At 57.8% G+C, this 16,006-nt stretch carries 12 protein-coding genes; 8 read left to right on the forward strand and 4 right to left on the reverse strand.

Annotated elements, in window-relative coordinates; all coding sequences use genetic code 11:
• The first annotated feature begins 85 nt into the window (after window positions 1-85).
• The 3 genes from aceB to aceK are packed head-to-tail and all read left to right on the forward strand — an operon-like array spanning window position 86 to window position 4,837.
• The gene (gene aceB / locus ACMGGH_RS06655) at window positions 86-1,687 is read left to right on the forward strand and encodes a malate synthase A (protein ID WP_232949022.1); all 1,602 of its coding nucleotides are present in this window, start codon (window positions 86-88) and stop codon (window positions 1,685-1,687) included.
• Between the two features lie 31 nt (window positions 1,688-1,718).
• Entirely contained in the window at window positions 1,719-3,023 is a 1,305-nt protein-coding gene (gene aceA / locus ACMGGH_RS06660; protein WP_028015114.1) for an isocitrate lyase, read from the forward strand.
• Between the two features lie 50 nt (window positions 3,024-3,073).
• Window positions 3,074-4,837 carry a bifunctional isocitrate dehydrogenase kinase/phosphatase gene (gene aceK, locus ACMGGH_RS06665; RefSeq protein WP_232949023.1) on the forward strand — a complete coding sequence of 588 codons (1,764 nt, stop codon included), beginning with the start codon at window positions 3,074-3,076 and terminating at the stop codon, window positions 4,835-4,837.
• On the opposite strand, the gene iclR is transcribed toward aceK, so the two are convergent.
• On the reverse strand, window positions 4,791-5,618 hold the full coding sequence (gene iclR, locus ACMGGH_RS06670) for a glyoxylate bypass operon transcriptional repressor IclR (RefSeq protein ID WP_420299084.1): 828 nt from the start codon (window positions 5,616-5,618) through the stop codon (window positions 4,791-4,793). The genes aceK and iclR overlap by 47 nt on opposite strands.
• Before the next feature lie 193 nt (window positions 5,619-5,811).
• Between iclR and metH the strand changes: the two genes are divergently transcribed.
• The 5 genes from metH to rluF all read left to right on the forward strand — a co-directional run bounded on the left by metH (window position 5,812) and on the right by rluF (window position 13,004).
• Window positions 5,812-9,495, forward strand: a complete 3,684-nt coding sequence (gene metH, locus ACMGGH_RS06675; RefSeq protein WP_232949024.1) for a methionine synthase — start codon at window positions 5,812-5,814, stop codon at window positions 9,493-9,495.
• 113 nt (window positions 9,496-9,608) lie between these two features.
• Entirely contained in the window at window positions 9,609-11,240 is a 1,632-nt protein-coding gene (locus ACMGGH_RS06680) for a Na/Pi cotransporter family protein (protein WP_041911578.1), read from the forward strand.
• Between the two features lie 144 nt (window positions 11,241-11,384).
• Window positions 11,385-11,693 carry a type II toxin-antitoxin system RelE/ParE family toxin gene (locus ACMGGH_RS06685; protein ID WP_416172909.1) on the forward strand — a complete coding sequence of 103 codons (309 nt, stop codon included), beginning with the start codon at window positions 11,385-11,387 and terminating at the stop codon, window positions 11,691-11,693.
• Between the two features lie 46 nt (window positions 11,694-11,739).
• Window positions 11,740-12,078 (forward strand): helix-turn-helix domain-containing protein, encoded by a 339-nt coding sequence (locus ACMGGH_RS06690; RefSeq protein ID WP_032655712.1) that lies wholly within the window; start codon window positions 11,740-11,742, stop codon window positions 12,076-12,078.
• Window positions 12,079-12,131: 53 nt separating this feature from the next.
• Complete coding sequence (rluF, locus tag ACMGGH_RS06695; protein WP_047366837.1) at window positions 12,132-13,004, forward strand: 23S rRNA pseudouridine(2604) synthase RluF; 873 nt, start codon at window positions 12,132-12,134, stop codon at window positions 13,002-13,004.
• Here rluF and ACMGGH_RS06700 read toward each other — a convergent pair whose 3' ends face one another.
• The 3 genes from ACMGGH_RS06700 to lysC form a co-directional block, all read right to left on the reverse strand.
• The gene (locus ACMGGH_RS06700) at window positions 13,005-13,277 is read right to left on the reverse strand and encodes a DUF3811 domain-containing protein (RefSeq protein ID WP_003860346.1); all 273 of its coding nucleotides are present in this window, start codon (window positions 13,275-13,277) and stop codon (window positions 13,005-13,007) included. It abuts the gene before it with no gap.
• A 50-nt stretch (window positions 13,278-13,327) separates the two neighbouring features.
• Complete coding sequence (panS, locus tag ACMGGH_RS06705) at window positions 13,328-14,272, reverse strand: ketopantoate/pantoate/pantothenate transporter PanS (RefSeq protein WP_063943940.1); 945 nt, start codon at window positions 14,270-14,272, stop codon at window positions 13,328-13,330.
• A gap of 93 nt (window positions 14,273-14,365) precedes the next feature.
• Window positions 14,366-15,715, reverse strand: a complete 1,350-nt coding sequence (lysC, locus tag ACMGGH_RS06710) for a lysine-sensitive aspartokinase 3 (protein WP_232949025.1) — start codon at window positions 15,713-15,715, stop codon at window positions 14,366-14,368.
• Window positions 15,716-16,006 lie beyond the last annotated feature (291 nt).

Below are 16,006 nucleotides of genomic sequence, written 5' to 3' on the forward strand. Positions count from 1 at the left end.
CTTAATTCTGCTGAGCGAAAACTACACAACGATCTTTCGTTCGCATTGGGGGCGTGATTTTGGATCTTTGATGAGGAGCAGAACGATGACTCAACAGGCAACCACGGTCGATGAATTGACCTTTACCCAGCCGAATGGTGAGCAAGAACAGCAGGTTTTGACGGCCGAAGCGGTAGAGTTTCTGACTGAGCTGGTGACCCGCTTTACGCCGCAGCGCAATAAGCTGCTGGCGGCACGCATTCACCAACAGCAGGAAATCGATAACGGCAAGTTGCCAGGATTTATTTCGGAAACTGCTTCCATTCGTCGTGGTGAGTGGAAAATCCGCGGCATTCCTGAAGATTTACAGGATCGTCGCGTTGAGATCACTGGTCCGGTAGAGCGCAAAATGGTGATCAACGCCATGAACGCCAACGTTAAAGTCTTTATGGCCGATTTTGAAGACTCGCTGGCCCCGGACTGGAACAAAGTTATCGACGGGCAGATCAACCTGCGCGATGCCGTCAACGGCACCATCAGCTACACCAACGAAGCCGGGAAAATCTACCAGCTCAAACCGAATCCGGCGGTGCTGATCTGTCGCGTACGAGGTCTGCATCTGCCTGAAAAACACGTCACCTGGCGCGGAGAAGCGATCCCGGGCAGCCTGTTCGACTTTGCGCTCTACTTCTTCCACAACCACAAAAGCCTGCTGGCGAAAGGCAGCGGCCCCTATTTCTATCTGCCGAAAACCCAGTCCTGGCAGGAAGCGGCGTGGTGGAGTGAAGTATTCAGCTACGCAGAAGACCGCTTCAGCCTGCCGCGCGGCACCATTAAAGCCACGCTGCTGATTGAAACCCTGCCTGCCGTATTCCAGATGCATGAGATCCTACATGCGCTGCGTGACCATATTGTGGGCCTGAACTGCGGTCGCTGGGATTACATCTTCAGCTACATCAAGACGCTGAAAAACCATGCCGACCGGGTATTGCCGGATCGTCAGGTTGTCACCATGGATAAACCGTTCCTCAGCGCCTATTCGCGCCTGCTGATCAAGACCTGCCACAAACGCGGGGCGTTTGCGATGGGCGGCATGGCGGCGTTTATCCCGAGCAAAGATGCTGAGCGAAACAATCAGGTGCTCAACAAGGTGAAAGCCGACAAAGAGCTGGAAGCGCGTAACGGCCACGACGGTACGTGGATCGCGCACCCCGGCCTGGCCGATACGGCGATGGAAGTCTTTAACCGCGTGCTGGGCGACAACAAAAACCAGCTGTTTGTCACGCGCGAGGACGATGCCCCAACGGCTGAAGAACACCTGCTGGCACCGTGCGCGGGCGAGCGGACGGAAGAGGGGATGCGTGCCAATATTCGCGTCGCGGTCCAGTACATCGAAGCGTGGATCTCCGGCAACGGCTGCGTGCCTATCTACGGCCTGATGGAAGATGCTGCCACGGCGGAAATTTCGCGCACCTCTATCTGGCAGTGGATCCACCATCAAAAAACGCTCAGCAACGGCAAGCCGGTCACCAAAGCCCTATTCCGTCAGATGCTGGCCGAAGAGATGCGGGTCATCCAGGACGAGCTGGGCGAACACCGCTTCAGCAGCGGACGCTTTGACGACGCAGCGCGCCTGATGGAGCAAATCACCACATCAGATGACTTAATCGACTTCCTGACCCTGCCGGGCTACCGCTTCCTGGCGTAACTCACCACATAACAATATGGAGCATCTGCACATGAAAACCCGTACCCAACAAATCGAAGAATTAAAGAAAGAGTGGACTCAACCGCGCTGGGAAGGCATCCGCCGTCCTTACAGCGCGGAGGACGTGGTGAAATTACGCGGCTCGGTCAACCCGGAATGCACGCTGGCACAGAACGGTGCGGCGAAAATGTGGAAGCTGCTGCACGGTGGCTCCAAAAAGGGTTATATCAACAGCCTCGGTGCGCTGACCGGCGGTCAGGCATTGCAGCAGGCGAAGGCCGGCATAGAAGCCATTTACCTTTCCGGCTGGCAGGTCGCGGCGGACGCCAACCTGGCCTCCAGCATGTATCCGGATCAATCTCTTTATCCGGCCAACTCGGTACCGTCGGTGGTGGATCGGATCAACAATACCTTCCGCCGCGCGGATCAGATCCAGTGGGCCGCAGGCATTGAGCCCAACGATCCGCGTTTTATTGATTACTTCCTGCCGATCGTGGCGGATGCGGAAGCGGGCTTCGGCGGCGTGCTGAACGCCTTCGAACTGATGAAATCGATGATTGAGGCCGGTGCAGCGGCCGTTCACTTCGAAGACCAGCTTGCGTCGGTGAAGAAGTGCGGGCATATGGGCGGAAAAGTTCTCGTCCCGACCCAGGAAGCGATTCAGAAGCTGGTTGCCGCGCGTCTGGCTGCTGACGTGCTCGGCGTGCCGACGCTGGTGATTGCCCGTACCGATGCGGATGCGGCGGACCTGATTACCTCTGACTGCGATCCGTACGATAGCGAATTTATTACCGGCGAGCGCACCAGCGAGGGGTTCTATCGCACGCATGCCGGTATCGAACAGGCCATCAGCCGCGGCCTGGCCTATGCCCCTTACGCCGACCTGGTCTGGTGTGAAACGTCCACGCCGGATCTGGCGCTGGCGAAGCGCTTTGCCGATGCGATTCATGCGAAATACCCGGGCAAACTGCTGGCCTACAACTGTTCGCCGTCCTTCAACTGGCAGAAAAAGCTGGATGACAAAACCATCGCCAGCTTCCAGCAGCAGCTGTCGGATATGGGCTACAAGTACCAGTTCATCACTCTGGCAGGCATCCACAGCATGTGGTTCAACATGTTCGACCTGGCGCACGCTTACGCGCAGGGGGAGGGCATGAAGCACTACGTTGAGAAGGTGCAGCAGCCGGAGTTTGCCGCTGGTAAAGACGGCTATACCTTTGTTTCTCACCAGCAGGAAGTGGGGACGGGCTACTTTGATAACGTGACGACCATCATCCAGGGAGGCGCCTCATCCGTTACCGCCTTAACGGGGTCAACCGAAGAAGCACAGTTCTAAACTTTTCCCCCTCTCCCCTCCGGGGAGAGGGATGGGGTGAGGGGGAATATATGTCGCGTGGCCTGGAATTGCTGATTGCCCAAACCATTCTGCAGGGCTTTGATGCCCAGTATGGTCGTTTTCTGGAAGTGACCTCCGGCGCGCAGCAGCGCTTCGAACATGCAGACTGGCATGCGGTTCAGCAGGCCATGAAGCAGCGTATTCATCTCTATGACCACCATGTGGGTCTGGTGGTGGAGCAGCTGCGCTGTATTACCGACGGTAAAAGCCCGGACGCGGCATTTTTACTGCGCGTGAAAGAGCATTACACCCATCTGTTACCCGACTACCCTCGCTTCGAGATTGCGGAGAGCTTTTTCAACTCCGTCTATTGCCGGTTATTTGACCACCGCTCATTATCTCCTGAGCGGTTATTTATCTTCAGCTCCCAGCCTGAGCGCCGCTTCCGTACCATTCCGCGTCCGCTGGCGAAAGATTTCTTTCCCGATCGCGGGTGGGAAAAGCTCCTGCATCGCATCTTAACGGATTTGCCGCTGCGCCTGCCGTGGGAGAACAAGCTCCGGGATATCGGCTATATCCATGCGCATCTTCGTGAAACCTACGGCGAGGAGGTGCTCAGCCGCAGCCATGTGCAGGTGGCCAACGAGCTGTTCTACCGGAATAAGGCCGCCTGGCTGGTGGGCAAACTGGTTACGCCGACGGCCATTGTGCCGTTTCTGTTGCCCATTCACCGTACCGACGACGGCGAACTGTTTGTCGATACCTGCCTGACCACCAGCGCCGAGGCCAGCATCGTGTTTGGCTTCGCCCGATCCTATTTCATGGTGTACGCCCCGCTGCCTGCCGCCCTGGTGGAGTGGCTGCGCGAGATCCTGCCGGGCAAAACCACCGCCGAGTTGTATATGGCGATTGGCTGTCAGAAGCATGCCAAAACGGAAAGTTACCGGGAATACCTGCGCTATGTCACCGCGGCGGATGAGCAGTTTATCGAAGCGCCAGGTATCCGCGGCATGGTGATGCTGGTCTTCACGCTGCCGGGCTTCGACCGGGTCTTTAAGGTGATAAAAGACAAATTCGCCCCGCAGAAAGAGATGACCGCCGCGCACGTCCGCGCCTGCTATCAGCTGGTAAAAGAGCACGATCGCGTCGGGCGAATGGCCGATACCCAGGAGTTTGAAAACTTTGTGCTGGATAAGCAGCAGATCGATCCGGCGCTTATGTCGCTGTTAATGCAGGAAGCGCCGACGAAAATCACCGATCTGGGCGATAAAATAGCGATTAGCCATCTTTACATTGAGCGCCGTATGGTGCCGCTCAATATCTGGCTGGAACAGTCAGAGGGCCAGGCATTGCGTGATGCCATCGAAGAGTACGGCAACGCCATCCGCCAGCTCGCCGCCGCCAATATCTTCCCTGGCGATATGCTGTTTAAAAACTTCGGCGTCACCCGGCACGGGCGGGTGGTGTTCTACGATTACGATGAAATTTGCTACATGACCGAGGTGAACTTCCGCGATATCCCGCCGCCCCGTTACCCGGAGGATGAGCTCTCCAGCGAGCCGTGGTACAGCGTTTCGCCGCGCGATGTGTTTCCCGAGGAGTTTCGCCACTGGCTGTGTGCGGACCCACGCATCGGGCCGTTATTTGAAGAAATGCATGAAGATCTGTTCCACGCCAGCTACTGGCGCGGGCTACAAACGCGGATCAAAAATGGGCACGTGGAGGATGTGTACGCTTACCGCCGCAAGCAGCGGTTTTGTGTGCGGTTTAACGAATCCCACCGTACGCCAGCGTCACCTCTTTCGCGGCCTTAATCACCAGCGCGCCCAGCTCGGTCACCCGGTCGTCGGTCATACGTGAGATGGGGCCAGAGATGGAGATCGCAGCAAACGGCTCGCGATGTTCGTCGAAAATACAGGCCGCGAGGCAGCGCAGCCCAAGGGCATGTTCTTCGTCATCAAACGAATAGCCGCGCTTGCGGGTCAACGCCAGATCTTCTTTCAGATGCACCGGCGACACCAGCGTGGCGTGGGTGTAGGTGTGCAGCCCTTTACGGTGCAGCAGCCCCGTCACCTGCTCTTCGCTGAGCTGCGAGAGAAACGCTTTCCCCGCCCCGGAGGCGTGCATCGGCAGCTTGCCGCCAATCGGCGCGGACATGCGCATCAGCTGCGTGCACTGCACCTGGTCGATGATAATCGCCTGGTGGTCGCTCTGGTCAAGCACGGCAAGGTTCACCGTCTCGCCGGACTCCTCCATCAGCTTGCGCAGGATCGGGTGCACAATCGCCAGCAGGTTACGGCTCTGCAGGAAGCTGCTGCCCACGATAAACGCATGCGCGCCCACCGCCCAGTGCCCCAGCTCGCCGACCTGGCGGACAAAACCCAACTGCTGCATGGTGGTCAGCAGGCGGTGCGTGGTGGAGTTCGGCAGGCCAGCCTGCTGGGCCAGCTCCGTCAGGGCCACGCTACCGTGCGACTCGGCTATCCACTCCAGCAGCTTCAGACCGCGCGTCAGGGATTGAACCTGTCCGCCGGGTTGTGCAGCGGCGGTGGCGGCAGGTTTTCTGCCGCGTTTGGCGGGAACGGTCGCGACCATGACGATCTCCTTTTTCTGTATCGTGGAAATCATTTTCGTTTTATTTGGTAAATTTGCAACCGCTTTCCTGACTGATCGGAGGAGTGATGGTGAACATGTCTCATGTTACCGCGGCGTGACTTTTCCACCCTGCGAGATTGTGCCAGTATGGAACGCAGCCTTTTGGCCATGTTGAGCGTTGTCGGGAGCAAGTGTGAGCAGCAAAGTAGAGCAACTGCGTGCGCAGTTAAATGAACGAATTCTGGTGCTGGACGGCGGCATGGGCACCATGATCCAGGGCTATCGTCTGAGCGAAGACGATTTCCGCGGCGAGCGCTTCGCCGACTGGCCCTGCGACCTGAAAGGAAACAACGACCTGCTGGTGCTCAGCAAGCCGTCCGTGATTAAGGATATCCACAATGCCTACTTTGAAGCGGGTGCGGATATCGTTGAAACTAACACCTTCAACTCGACAACCATCGCCATGGCGGATTACCAGATGGAATCCCTGTCGGCGGAGATCAACTATGAGGCGGCCAGGCTCGCCCGCGCCTGTGCCGACGAGTGGACGGCCCGCACGCCGGACAAGCCGCGCTACGTTGCCGGGGTGCTTGGCCCGACCAACCGCACCGCGTCGATTTCACCGGACGTCAACGACCCGGCGTTTCGTAATATCACCTTTGACCAGCTGGTTACGGCGTATCGTGAATCGACCAAAGCGCTGGTGGAAGGTGGCTCCGACCTGATCCTGATTGAAACGGTGTTCGATACCCTCAACGCCAAAGCCGCGATATACGCGGTGAAAGAGGAGTTTGAGGCGCTGGGCGTTGACCTGCCGATCATGATCTCCGGCACCATCACCGACGCCTCCGGCCGCACCCTGTCCGGCCAGACAACCGAAGCGTTTTATAACTCCCTGCGCCACGCCGACGCGCTCTCCTTCGGCCTGAACTGCGCGCTGGGACCAGACGAACTGCGCCAGTACGTGCAGGAGCTTTCGCGCATCGCCGAATGCTACGTTACCGCGCATCCGAACGCCGGTCTGCCGAACGCGTTTGGCGAGTACGATCTGGATGCTGACACCATGGCGGCGCAAATCCGCGAGTGGGCCGAGTCAGGTTTCCTGAACATCGTCGGCGGCTGCTGCGGCACCACGCCGGAGCACATCGCCGCCATGAGCCGCGCCGTGGACGGGCTGCCGCCGCGCAAGCTGCCCGAGCTGCCGGTTGCCTGTCGCCTTTCCGGCCTGGAGCCGTTGACCATCGGCGACGACAGCCTGTTTGTGAACGTGGGTGAACGTACCAACGTTACTGGTTCCGCTAAATTCAAGCGCCTGATCAAAGAAGAGAAGTACAGCGAAGCGCTGGACGTCGCCCGCCAGCAGGTGGAAAGCGGGGCGCAGATTATCGATATCAACATGGACGAGGGGATGCTTGACGCCGAAGCGGCGATGGTGCGTTTCCTCAACCTGATTGCCGGTGAGCCGGATATCGCCCGCGTGCCGATCATGATTGACTCCTCCAAGTGGGAGGTCATCGAAAAAGGGCTGAAGTGCATTCAGGGCAAAGGCATCGTTAACTCCATCTCGATGAAAGAGGGCGTGGATATCTTTATCCACCACGCGAAGATGGTGCGCCGCTACGGTGCGGCCGTGGTGGTGATGGCCTTCGATGAGGTGGGCCAGGCCGACACCCGCGAGCGCAAAATTGAGATATGCCGCCGCGCGTACAAAATTCTGACCGAAGAGGTGGGCTTCCCGCCGGAAGACATTATTTTCGACCCGAACATCTTTGCCGTCGCGACCGGCATCGAAGAGCACAACAACTACGCCCAGGACTTTATCGGCGCGTGTGAAGACATCAAGCGCGAGCTGCCGCATGCGCTGATCTCCGGCGGCGTGTCGAACGTCTCGTTCTCGTTCCGCGGCAACGACCCGGTGCGTGAGGCGATCCACGCCGTGTTCCTCTACTACGCCATCCGCAATGGGATGGACATGGGTATCGTCAACGCCGGACAGCTGGCGATTTACGACGATCTGCCTGCCGAACTGCGCGATGCCGTAGAGGACGTGATCCTCAACCGTCGCGACGACGCCACCGAGCGCATGCTCGACCTGGCGGAAAAATACCGCGGCAGTAAATCGGATGAATCGGCCAATGTTCAGCAGGCCGAGTGGCGCGCCTGGGACGTGAAAAAGCGTCTGGAATACTCGCTGGTGAAAGGGATTACCGAGTTCATCGAGCAGGACACCGAGGAAGCGCGTCAGCAGGCAGCCCGCCCGATTGAGGTGATCGAAGGGCCGCTGATGGACGGCATGAACGTGGTCGGCGATCTGTTCGGCGAGGGCAAGATGTTCCTGCCGCAGGTGGTGAAATCCGCTCGCGTCATGAAGCAGGCAGTGGCTTATCTTGAACCCTTCATCGAAGCCAGCAAAGAGAAAGGCTCCAGCAACGGTAAAATGGTTATCGCCACCGTGAAGGGCGACGTGCACGACATCGGCAAAAACATTGTTGGCGTGGTGTTGCAGTGTAATAACTACGAAATTATCGACCTTGGCGTGATGGTTCCGGCGGATAAAATCCTCAAGACCGCGCGCGAAGTGAACGCCGATCTGATTGGCCTCTCCGGCCTGATTACGCCGTCGCTCGACGAAATGGTCAACGTGGCAAAAGAGATGGAGCGTCAGGGCTTCACCATTCCGCTGCTGATTGGCGGGGCGACCACCTCGAAAGCGCACACGGCAGTGAAGATCGAGCAGAACTACAGCGGACCGACGGTTTACGTGCAGAACGCCTCGCGCACGGTGGGCGTGGTTTCCGCACTGCTCTCCGAGACTCAGCGCGACGATTTTGTGGCGCGCACTCGCCAGGAGTACGAAACCGTTCGCGTACAGCACGGGCGCAAAAAACCGCGCACGCCGCCGGTGACGCTCGCTGCCGCACGCGATAACGACCTGGCCTTTGACTGGGCAAGCTATACGCCGCCGGTCGCGCATCGTCTGGGCGTGCAGGACGTGACGGCCAGCATCGAGACGCTGCGCAACTACATTGACTGGACGCCGTTCTTTATGACCTGGTCGCTGGCGGGCAAATATCCGCGCATCCTCGAAGATGAAGTCGTAGGCGAAGAGGCGAAGCGTCTGTTTAAAGACGCCAATGATATGCTGGACACGCTGAGCGCAGAGAAAACCCTCAACCCGCGCGGCGTGGTGGGGCTGTTCCCGGCGAACCGCGTGGGTGACGACGTAGAAATCTATCGCGATGAAACCCGCACCCACGTGCTGGCCGTGAGCCATCACCTGCGGCAGCAAACCGAAAAAGTGGGCTTTGCCAACTACTGCCTGGCGGATTTCGTTGCGCCGAAGCTGAGCGGGAAAGCTGACTATATCGGCGCCTTTGCGGTAACCGGCGGTCTGGAAGAAGACGCCCTGGCGGACGCGTTTGAAGCGCAACACGATGATTACAATAAGATCATGGTGAAAGCGATTGCCGACCGCCTGGCGGAAGCCTTTGCTGAATACCTGCACGAACGCGTACGCAAGGTGTACTGGGGTTACGCGGCGAATGAGAACCTCAGCAACGAGGAGCTGATCCGCGAAAACTACCAGGGGATTCGTCCGGCGCCGGGCTATCCGGCCTGTCCGGAACACACCGAAAAAGGCACTATCTGGAAACTTCTGGACGTAGAAGCGCATACCGGCATGAAGCTCACCGAGTCGTTCGCTATGTGGCCGGGCGCGTCCGTGTCGGGCTGGTACTTCAGTCATCCAGACAGCAAGTACTTCGCCGTGGCGCAGCTGCAGCGCGATCAGATCGAAGATTACGCCCTGCGCAAAGGCATGAGCGTGTCTGAGGTAGAGCGCTGGCTGGCACCGAATTTAGGCTACGACGCGGACTAACGTCACTTTTCCTTACAACAAACAGGGCACCTCAACGGTGCCCTGTCTCTTTCTTACGTTTAAACCCTTATACTTAATCATAAAATCTATAACGATAAGGAGAACCCACTTCCGTGCTGACGTTGTTACATCTGCTTTCGGCAGTCGCACTGCTCGTATGGGGCACCCATATTGTCCGCACCGGCGTGATGCGCGTGTTCGGCGCGCGCTTACGTACCGTCCTCAGCGGCAGCGTTGAGAAGAAGCCGCTCGCCTTCTGCGCGGGGATTGGCGTCACGGCGCTGGTGCAAAGCAGCAATGCCACCACCATGCTCGTCACCTCGTTCGTGGCGCAGGATCTGGTCGCGCTCGCCCCGGCGCTGGTGATCGTGCTGGGTGCTGACGTCGGTACCGCGCTAATGGCGCGTATCCTGACGTTCGATCTCTCCTGGCTGTCGCCGCTGCTGATTTTCATCGGTGTGATCTTTTTCCTTGGCCGCAAGCAGACCCGGGCCGGGCAGCTTGGCCGCGTGGGCATTGGCCTCGGGCTGATTCTGCTGGCGCTGGAACTGATTGTGCAGGCGGTGACGCCTATCACCCAGGCGAACGGCGTGCAGGTCATCTTCGCCTCGCTGACCGGTGACATCATGCTGGATGCGCTGATCGGGGCAGTGTTTGCCATCATCAGCTACTCCAGCCTGGCCGCCGTGCTGCTGACGGCCACGCTCACCGCCGCGGGCGCGATCTCCTTCCCGGTGGCGCTGTGTCTGGTGATCGGCGCTAACCTCGGCTCTGGCCTGCTGGCGATGCTTAACAACAGCGCGGCCAATGCTGCCGCCCGTCGCGTGGCGCTGGGGAGTTTGCTGTTTAAGCTGGTGGGCAGCCTGATTATTCTGCCGTTTGTCCATCCGCTGGCAAACCTGATGGACAACCTCCCGCTGCCGAAAGCGGAGCTGGTGATCTACTTCCACGTCTTCTATAACCTGGTGCGCTGCCTGGCGATGGTGCCGTTTGCCGCGCCGATGGCCCGCTTCTGCGAGCGTCTTATCCGTGATGAACCGGAGCTGGACGCGCGCCTTAAGCCGAAGCATCTGGATACCTCCGTGCTGGACACCCCCGCGCTGGCCATCGCCAACGCCGCCCGCGAAACGCTGCGCATGGGCGACGCGATGGAAACCATGCTCGAAGGGCTGAAAAAGGTGATGCACGGCGAGCCGCGCGAGGAAAAAGAGCTGCGCAGGCTGGCGGACGACATCAACGTGCTGTATACCGCCATCAAGCTCTATCTGGCGCGTATCCCGCAGGACGAACTGGCGGAAGAGGAGTCCCGCCGCTGGGCGGAAATCATTGAGATGTCGCTTAACCTTGAGCAGGCCTCGGACATCGTTGAGCGTATGGGCAGCGAAATCGCGGACAAATCCCTGGCCGCGCGTCGGGCGTTCTCCGTGGAAGGGCTGAAGGAGCTGGAAGCGCTGCACGAAAAGCTGGTGAGCAACCTGAAGCTGGCGATGTCGGTGTTCTTCTCCAGCGACGTACCGAGCGCGCGCCGCCTGCGCCGCAACAAGCATCGCTTCCGCATTCTTAACCGCCGATACTCGCACGCCCACGTTGAACGTCTGCACCAGCAGAACGTGCAGAGTATCGAGACCAGCTCACTCCATCTGGGGCTGCTGGGAGATATGAAGCGTCTTAACTCGCTGTTCTGCGCGGTGGCCTACAGCGTGATGGAACAGCCGGATGAAGATGACGAGCGGGATGAGTATTAATCTCTGAAAGCGCCTCGCAGATCCTCTCCATGAGGCGTGACCAAACTCTACTGAAAACGTAACGTCACGCCACAGGTCATAAGCAGACCTGTGGCGTGAGACAATGTAATCTTTTATGTATAAAATTTTATACAGGGATGTGGTATGCTGTCAGAAAAACCAGCAATGAGACCCATTGCATGGATGGGGAGTGCCTTCGATGATTTGCTCGGCTTCCCGGAGGAAATCCGGCGGGAAGCAGGGTATCAGCTACATCGATTACAGGCTGGATTAGAGGCGGCAGACTGGAAGCCGATCTCAGAGATTGGCAAAGGCGTTGCAGAGATACGGCTACGCGGTGACACGGGCGCATACCGAATCATCTATTTGGCTCGTTATGAGGATGCTGTTTACGTACTGCATTGCTTTAAGAAGAAAACGCAGCGGACATCAGGCCATGATAAATACACATAGCAAAGGCACGTTTTCAGGCGGTGCTTGATGCTCGGAGAGGATGAAAATGGGAAGACGCGTTGATACAAAAATTCGGCATGTGACAGCTTCAGAAACGAACATTTTTGCTGAGCTGGGTTTTGAAGAAAGTGAAGCTAAACAGTTGCACGAAAGTGCCGAAAAAGAGGTTGAGCAGTTGCTTGCCATCAAGCGGCAACTGATGCAGGAAATTTCCTCGTGGATTGCGGAGAATAAACTGCGTCAGACTGACGCTGCCGCCAGGCTAAACGTCTCTCGTCCCCGCGTGTCTGATGTCGTGAACCTCAAAACCAGTAAGTTCACCCTTGATACGCTGATCATGATGTTATGTAAACTTGGAAAACCCGTCTCAGTTACGGTCGGCTAATCTTTTTTTCCAGTCCATACCTAAGGTATATTTCGCCCTTCACAGGAGAAACTATGCTGCCAACTCAATCAACCCGATTAAACAAATACATTAGCGAGAGCGGGATCTGCTCACGTCGCGAGGCTGACCGTTACATTGAACAGGGTAACGTGTTTCTTAACGGCAAACGCGCCACGATTGGTGACCAGGTGGTCCCTGGCGACGTGGTTAAAGTGAATGGTCAGCTCATTGAACCGCGTGATGCTGAAGACCTGGTGTTTATCGCGTTGAACAAACCGGTTGGGATTGTCAGCACCACGGAAGACGGCGAGCGGGACAACATCGTTGATTTCGTTAACCACAGCAGCCGTATCTTCCCGATTGGTCGCCTGGATAAAGACTCTCAGGGGCTGATTTTCCTTACCAACCACGGCGACCTGGTGAACAAAATTCTGCGTGCCGGTAACGACCACGAGAAAGAGTATATCGTTACGGTGAACAAGCCGGTGACGGACGAGTTCATTCGCGGGATGGGCGCAGGCGTGCCGATTCTGGGCACCGTGACGAAGAAGTGCAAGGTCAAAAAAGAAGCGCCGTTTGCCTTCCGCATTACCCTGGTGCAGGGCTTAAACCGCCAGATCCGACGCATGTGCGAGTATTTTGGTTATGAAGTGACGAAGCTGGAACGTACGCGCATCATGAACGTCAGCCTGTCCGGGATCCCGCTGGGCGAGTGGCGTGACTTAACGGACGACGAGCTGATCGAGCTGTTCAAGCTTATCGAAAACTCCTCGTCCGAAGCGAAGCCGAAAGCTAAAGCGAAGCCGAAAACGCAGGCGATTAAACGTCCGGTGGTGAAGGCACCGCAGGCGGAAGAGAAAGGGCGGGGCAAGCCGGGTAACGGAAAACGCTTTACCCAGCCGGGTCGCAAAAAGAAAGGGCGCTGATTAGCGCCTTCCACGGGTTGATGTATTGGCGGACCAGGAAAAGGTCGCCTCTGCATCCGGCTTATAAGCCTGCTCTTTTTTCAGCTTGCGGGCTTTTTTCGCCGCAGCCTCACGTTGCGCCATCAGCTTGTCGATGTACTCTTTTTTAACCTGATTGGTTTCGGCGTTCGTCAGCGTGCGGCCATGTGCGATGCGGGCGCGGTCGAGAAGCGTTTTCAGTTCGCGCTGCTCGGCTTCCGTCATGTCTTTCTGGGTCAATCGTGGTGTAGCCATTGCTGAAGCCTCCTGATGGGGAGGCTCCAGTGTAAAGCAAGCCGGGTTAATTAACCCTGTTTCAGCGCATCTTTTTTCGGTTGCTCATCAATCGGCTTACCGGACCAGTAGCCCGCCAGCAGCGAGCCGGACAGGTTGTGCCAGACGGAGAACAGCGCGCCCGGCAGGGCCGCCAGCGGTGAGAAGTAAATTTTACCCAGCGCCGCTGCCAGGCCGGAGTTCTGCATGCCTACCTCGATTGCCAGCGTGCGGCAGGTGGACTCGTCAAAGCCAAACAGCTTCCCGCCCCAGTATCCGCCCAGCAGGCCGATGGTGTTGTGCAGCACCACCGCGACGATCACCACAAAGCCCACCGAGGCAATGTGCGACGCGGAACCAGCCACCACGGCGCTGATGATCGCCAGAATGCAGACCATCGAAAACGCGGGCAGGTACGGCTCAACCGCTTTCACCACGCGCGGGAACAGATGGTGAATGACCAGCCCCAGCGCAATCGGGATCACCACAATCTGCAGAATGCTGAGCAGCATGCCCATCACATCCACCTGAATATGTGCGTCCACGTACAGGCGGGTTAACAGCGGTGTGGCAATCACGCCCACCAGCGTGGATACCGAAGAGATGGTCACGGAGAGTGCCACGTCACCTTTCGCCAGATAGATCATCACGTTAGATGCCGTACCGCTGGCGACGCTGCCCACCAGCACCATCCCGGCGGAAAGGTCCGGCGGCATCTTAAAGGCCATCGCCAGCAGCCAGGCCGCGAGCGGCATCACCAGGTAGTGCAGGAATATCCCTGCAGCCACCGGCGCCGGGCGCGACAGCACGCGTTTAAAATCGTCGATTTTCAGGTGCACGCCCATGCCGAACATAATCAGCATCAGCAGCGTGGTGACCCACGGACCAATACCCGTGAAGGTGGTAGGGGTGTAATACGCGAGTACGGAGAGCAGCAGCGCCCATAGCGGGAACAGCCGGGTGATAACGGATAACATAGTGAATTCCTTGCAGTATTGTCGTGTTGTTTAGTTATGAAAAAGCCGGGTCTGTGCCCGGCTTATAGGTATTGTTTATCGTGCTAACGAATTTTATTCAAACAAATTCTGATGAAGTTTCTGCACCACCTGCTCGGCCTGATCGGCAGGGACCAGGAAGCAAAGGTTATAGCTGGAGGCACCGTAGCAGATCATGCGGATGTTGAACGGGTCAAGCACGCCGAACACCTCTTTGCCCACGCCGCAGGCGCGAGACAGCTTGTTACCGATGATGGCCACCAGCGCCAGGTCTTCTTCGACCTCCACGCGGCACAGCTCAGACAGCTCAATCAGCAGCGACTGCGTCAGCAGGGTGTCACCGGTGGAGGTGGAGCCGGTGGTGTCCAGCGTCAGCGCAATGCTCACTTCGGAGGTGGTAATCAAATCTACAGAGATGTTATGGCGCGCGAGGATGCCAAACACTTCCGCCAGGAAGCCGCGGGAGTGCAGCATGTTGTGGCTGTGCAGCGTGACCAGCGTCTGGCGGCGGCGCAGGGCCAGCGCGCGGAACAGCGGCGGGTTCTCGGTTTTCTTGCAGACCAGCGTCCCGCCCGCTTTTGGATCTTTACTCGAGCCAACGAAGACCGGAATATCGCTGCGCACGGCAGGCAGCAGCGTTGCCGGATGCAGCACTTTTGCACCGAAGGTGGCCATTTCAGCCGCTTCTTCAAAGGCAATCACATCAATACGTTTTGCCGCAGACACCACGCGCGGGTCGGTAGTGTAAATACCCGGCACGTCAGTCCAGATATCCACGCGCGTTGCGTGCAGGGCTTCGCCCAGCAGCGCGGCGGTGTAATCGCTGCCGCCACGGCCAAGCGTGGTCGTGCGTCCTTTCGCTTCGCTGCCGATAAAGCCCTGGGTGATCACCATGCCTTCTGCCAGGCGCGGCACCAGCTGCTGGTTGGTGAGCTCGGCCAGCATCTCAACGTCCGGTTCGGCGCGCCCAAAACGATCGCTGGTGCGCATCACTTTACGCACGTCAAACCACTGCGCCTGAACGTTACGCTCGCGCATAATTTCAACAAACAGCAGGGTAGACATCAATTCACCGTGGCTGACCAGTTCATCGGTCAGGGCGGTGGAGGTTGCCAGTGACGCCGCTTCTGCCAGGGTGGTGATATTTTCCAGCAGGCGCTCCACTTCTTCGCGGATCACGTTCGGGTTTTGCAGACGTTCAAGAATGTCGAACTGAATTTTGCGCAGTGCATCCAGCTTCACGAAACGTTCTGTCGCTTCCAGTCCTTCAGACAGAGAAACCAGCAGGTTCGTCACGCCGGCGGATGCAGAGAGCACCACCAGGCGGGTATTCGGATCGGCCAGCACCACATCGGCGCTGCGGTTCATGGCATCGTAATCGGCCACACTGGTGCCGCCAAACTTGGCGACCACAAAACTCGTCATAACAACCTCGTGTCAGGGAATGAATAAGCGACCTTGGCACAAGAATGAAACGAAAACAGGTGCAGGCGCAAAATACGGCCCTATAAATAAAATGCGGGGGAGGTCCTGTCAATGCTGGGATTATGCGGATTTTTTATGGGGGGGTACCCCTGAGAAACAGGACTTATAACAGGCCCATATTTTATGCTCCTTTTTACCCCCTTTTGACCGACATTTCGCCACGCCGGAAGGGCTCGACAGCAGCTATACTTTTCGGGTCTTTTCACCTGCGTTTGATGCAGACCAGGGCAA

It is taken from the genome of Enterobacter sp. BNK-16, assembly GCF_048684955.1.
GTDB lineage: Bacteria > Pseudomonadota > Gammaproteobacteria > Enterobacterales > Enterobacteriaceae > Enterobacter > Enterobacter bugandensis.

What these genes read in the sequence shown, in the direction of transcription:
- aceB (WP_232949022.1), top strand. Translation starts at nt 86, where the DNA reads ATGACTCAACAGGCAACCACGGTCGATGAATTGACCTTTACCCAGCCG.
- aceA (WP_028015114.1), top strand. Translation starts at nt 1,719, where the DNA reads ATGAAAACCCGTACCCAACAAATCGAAGAATTAAAGAAAGAGTGGACT.
- aceK (WP_232949023.1), top strand. Translation starts at nt 3,074, where the DNA reads ATGTCGCGTGGCCTGGAATTGCTGATTGCCCAAACCATTCTGCAGGGC.
- iclR (WP_420299084.1), bottom strand. Translation starts at nt 5,618, where the DNA reads ATGGTCGCGACCGTTCCCGCCAAACGCGGCAGAAAACCTGCCGCCACC.
- ACMGGH_RS06685 (WP_416172909.1), top strand. Translation starts at nt 11,385, where the DNA reads ATGCTGTCAGAAAAACCAGCAATGAGACCCATTGCATGGATGGGGAGT.
- ACMGGH_RS06690 (WP_032655712.1), top strand. Translation starts at nt 11,740, where the DNA reads ATGGGAAGACGCGTTGATACAAAAATTCGGCATGTGACAGCTTCAGAA.
- rluF (WP_047366837.1), top strand. Translation starts at nt 12,132, where the DNA reads ATGCTGCCAACTCAATCAACCCGATTAAACAAATACATTAGCGAGAGC.
- ACMGGH_RS06700 (WP_003860346.1), bottom strand. Translation starts at nt 13,277, where the DNA reads ATGGCTACACCACGATTGACCCAGAAAGACATGACGGAAGCCGAGCAG.
- panS (WP_063943940.1), bottom strand. Translation starts at nt 14,272, where the DNA reads ATGTTATCCGTTATCACCCGGCTGTTCCCGCTATGGGCGCTGCTGCTC.
- lysC (WP_232949025.1), bottom strand. Translation starts at nt 15,715, where the DNA reads ATGACGAGTTTTGTGGTCGCCAAGTTTGGCGGCACCAGTGTGGCCGAT.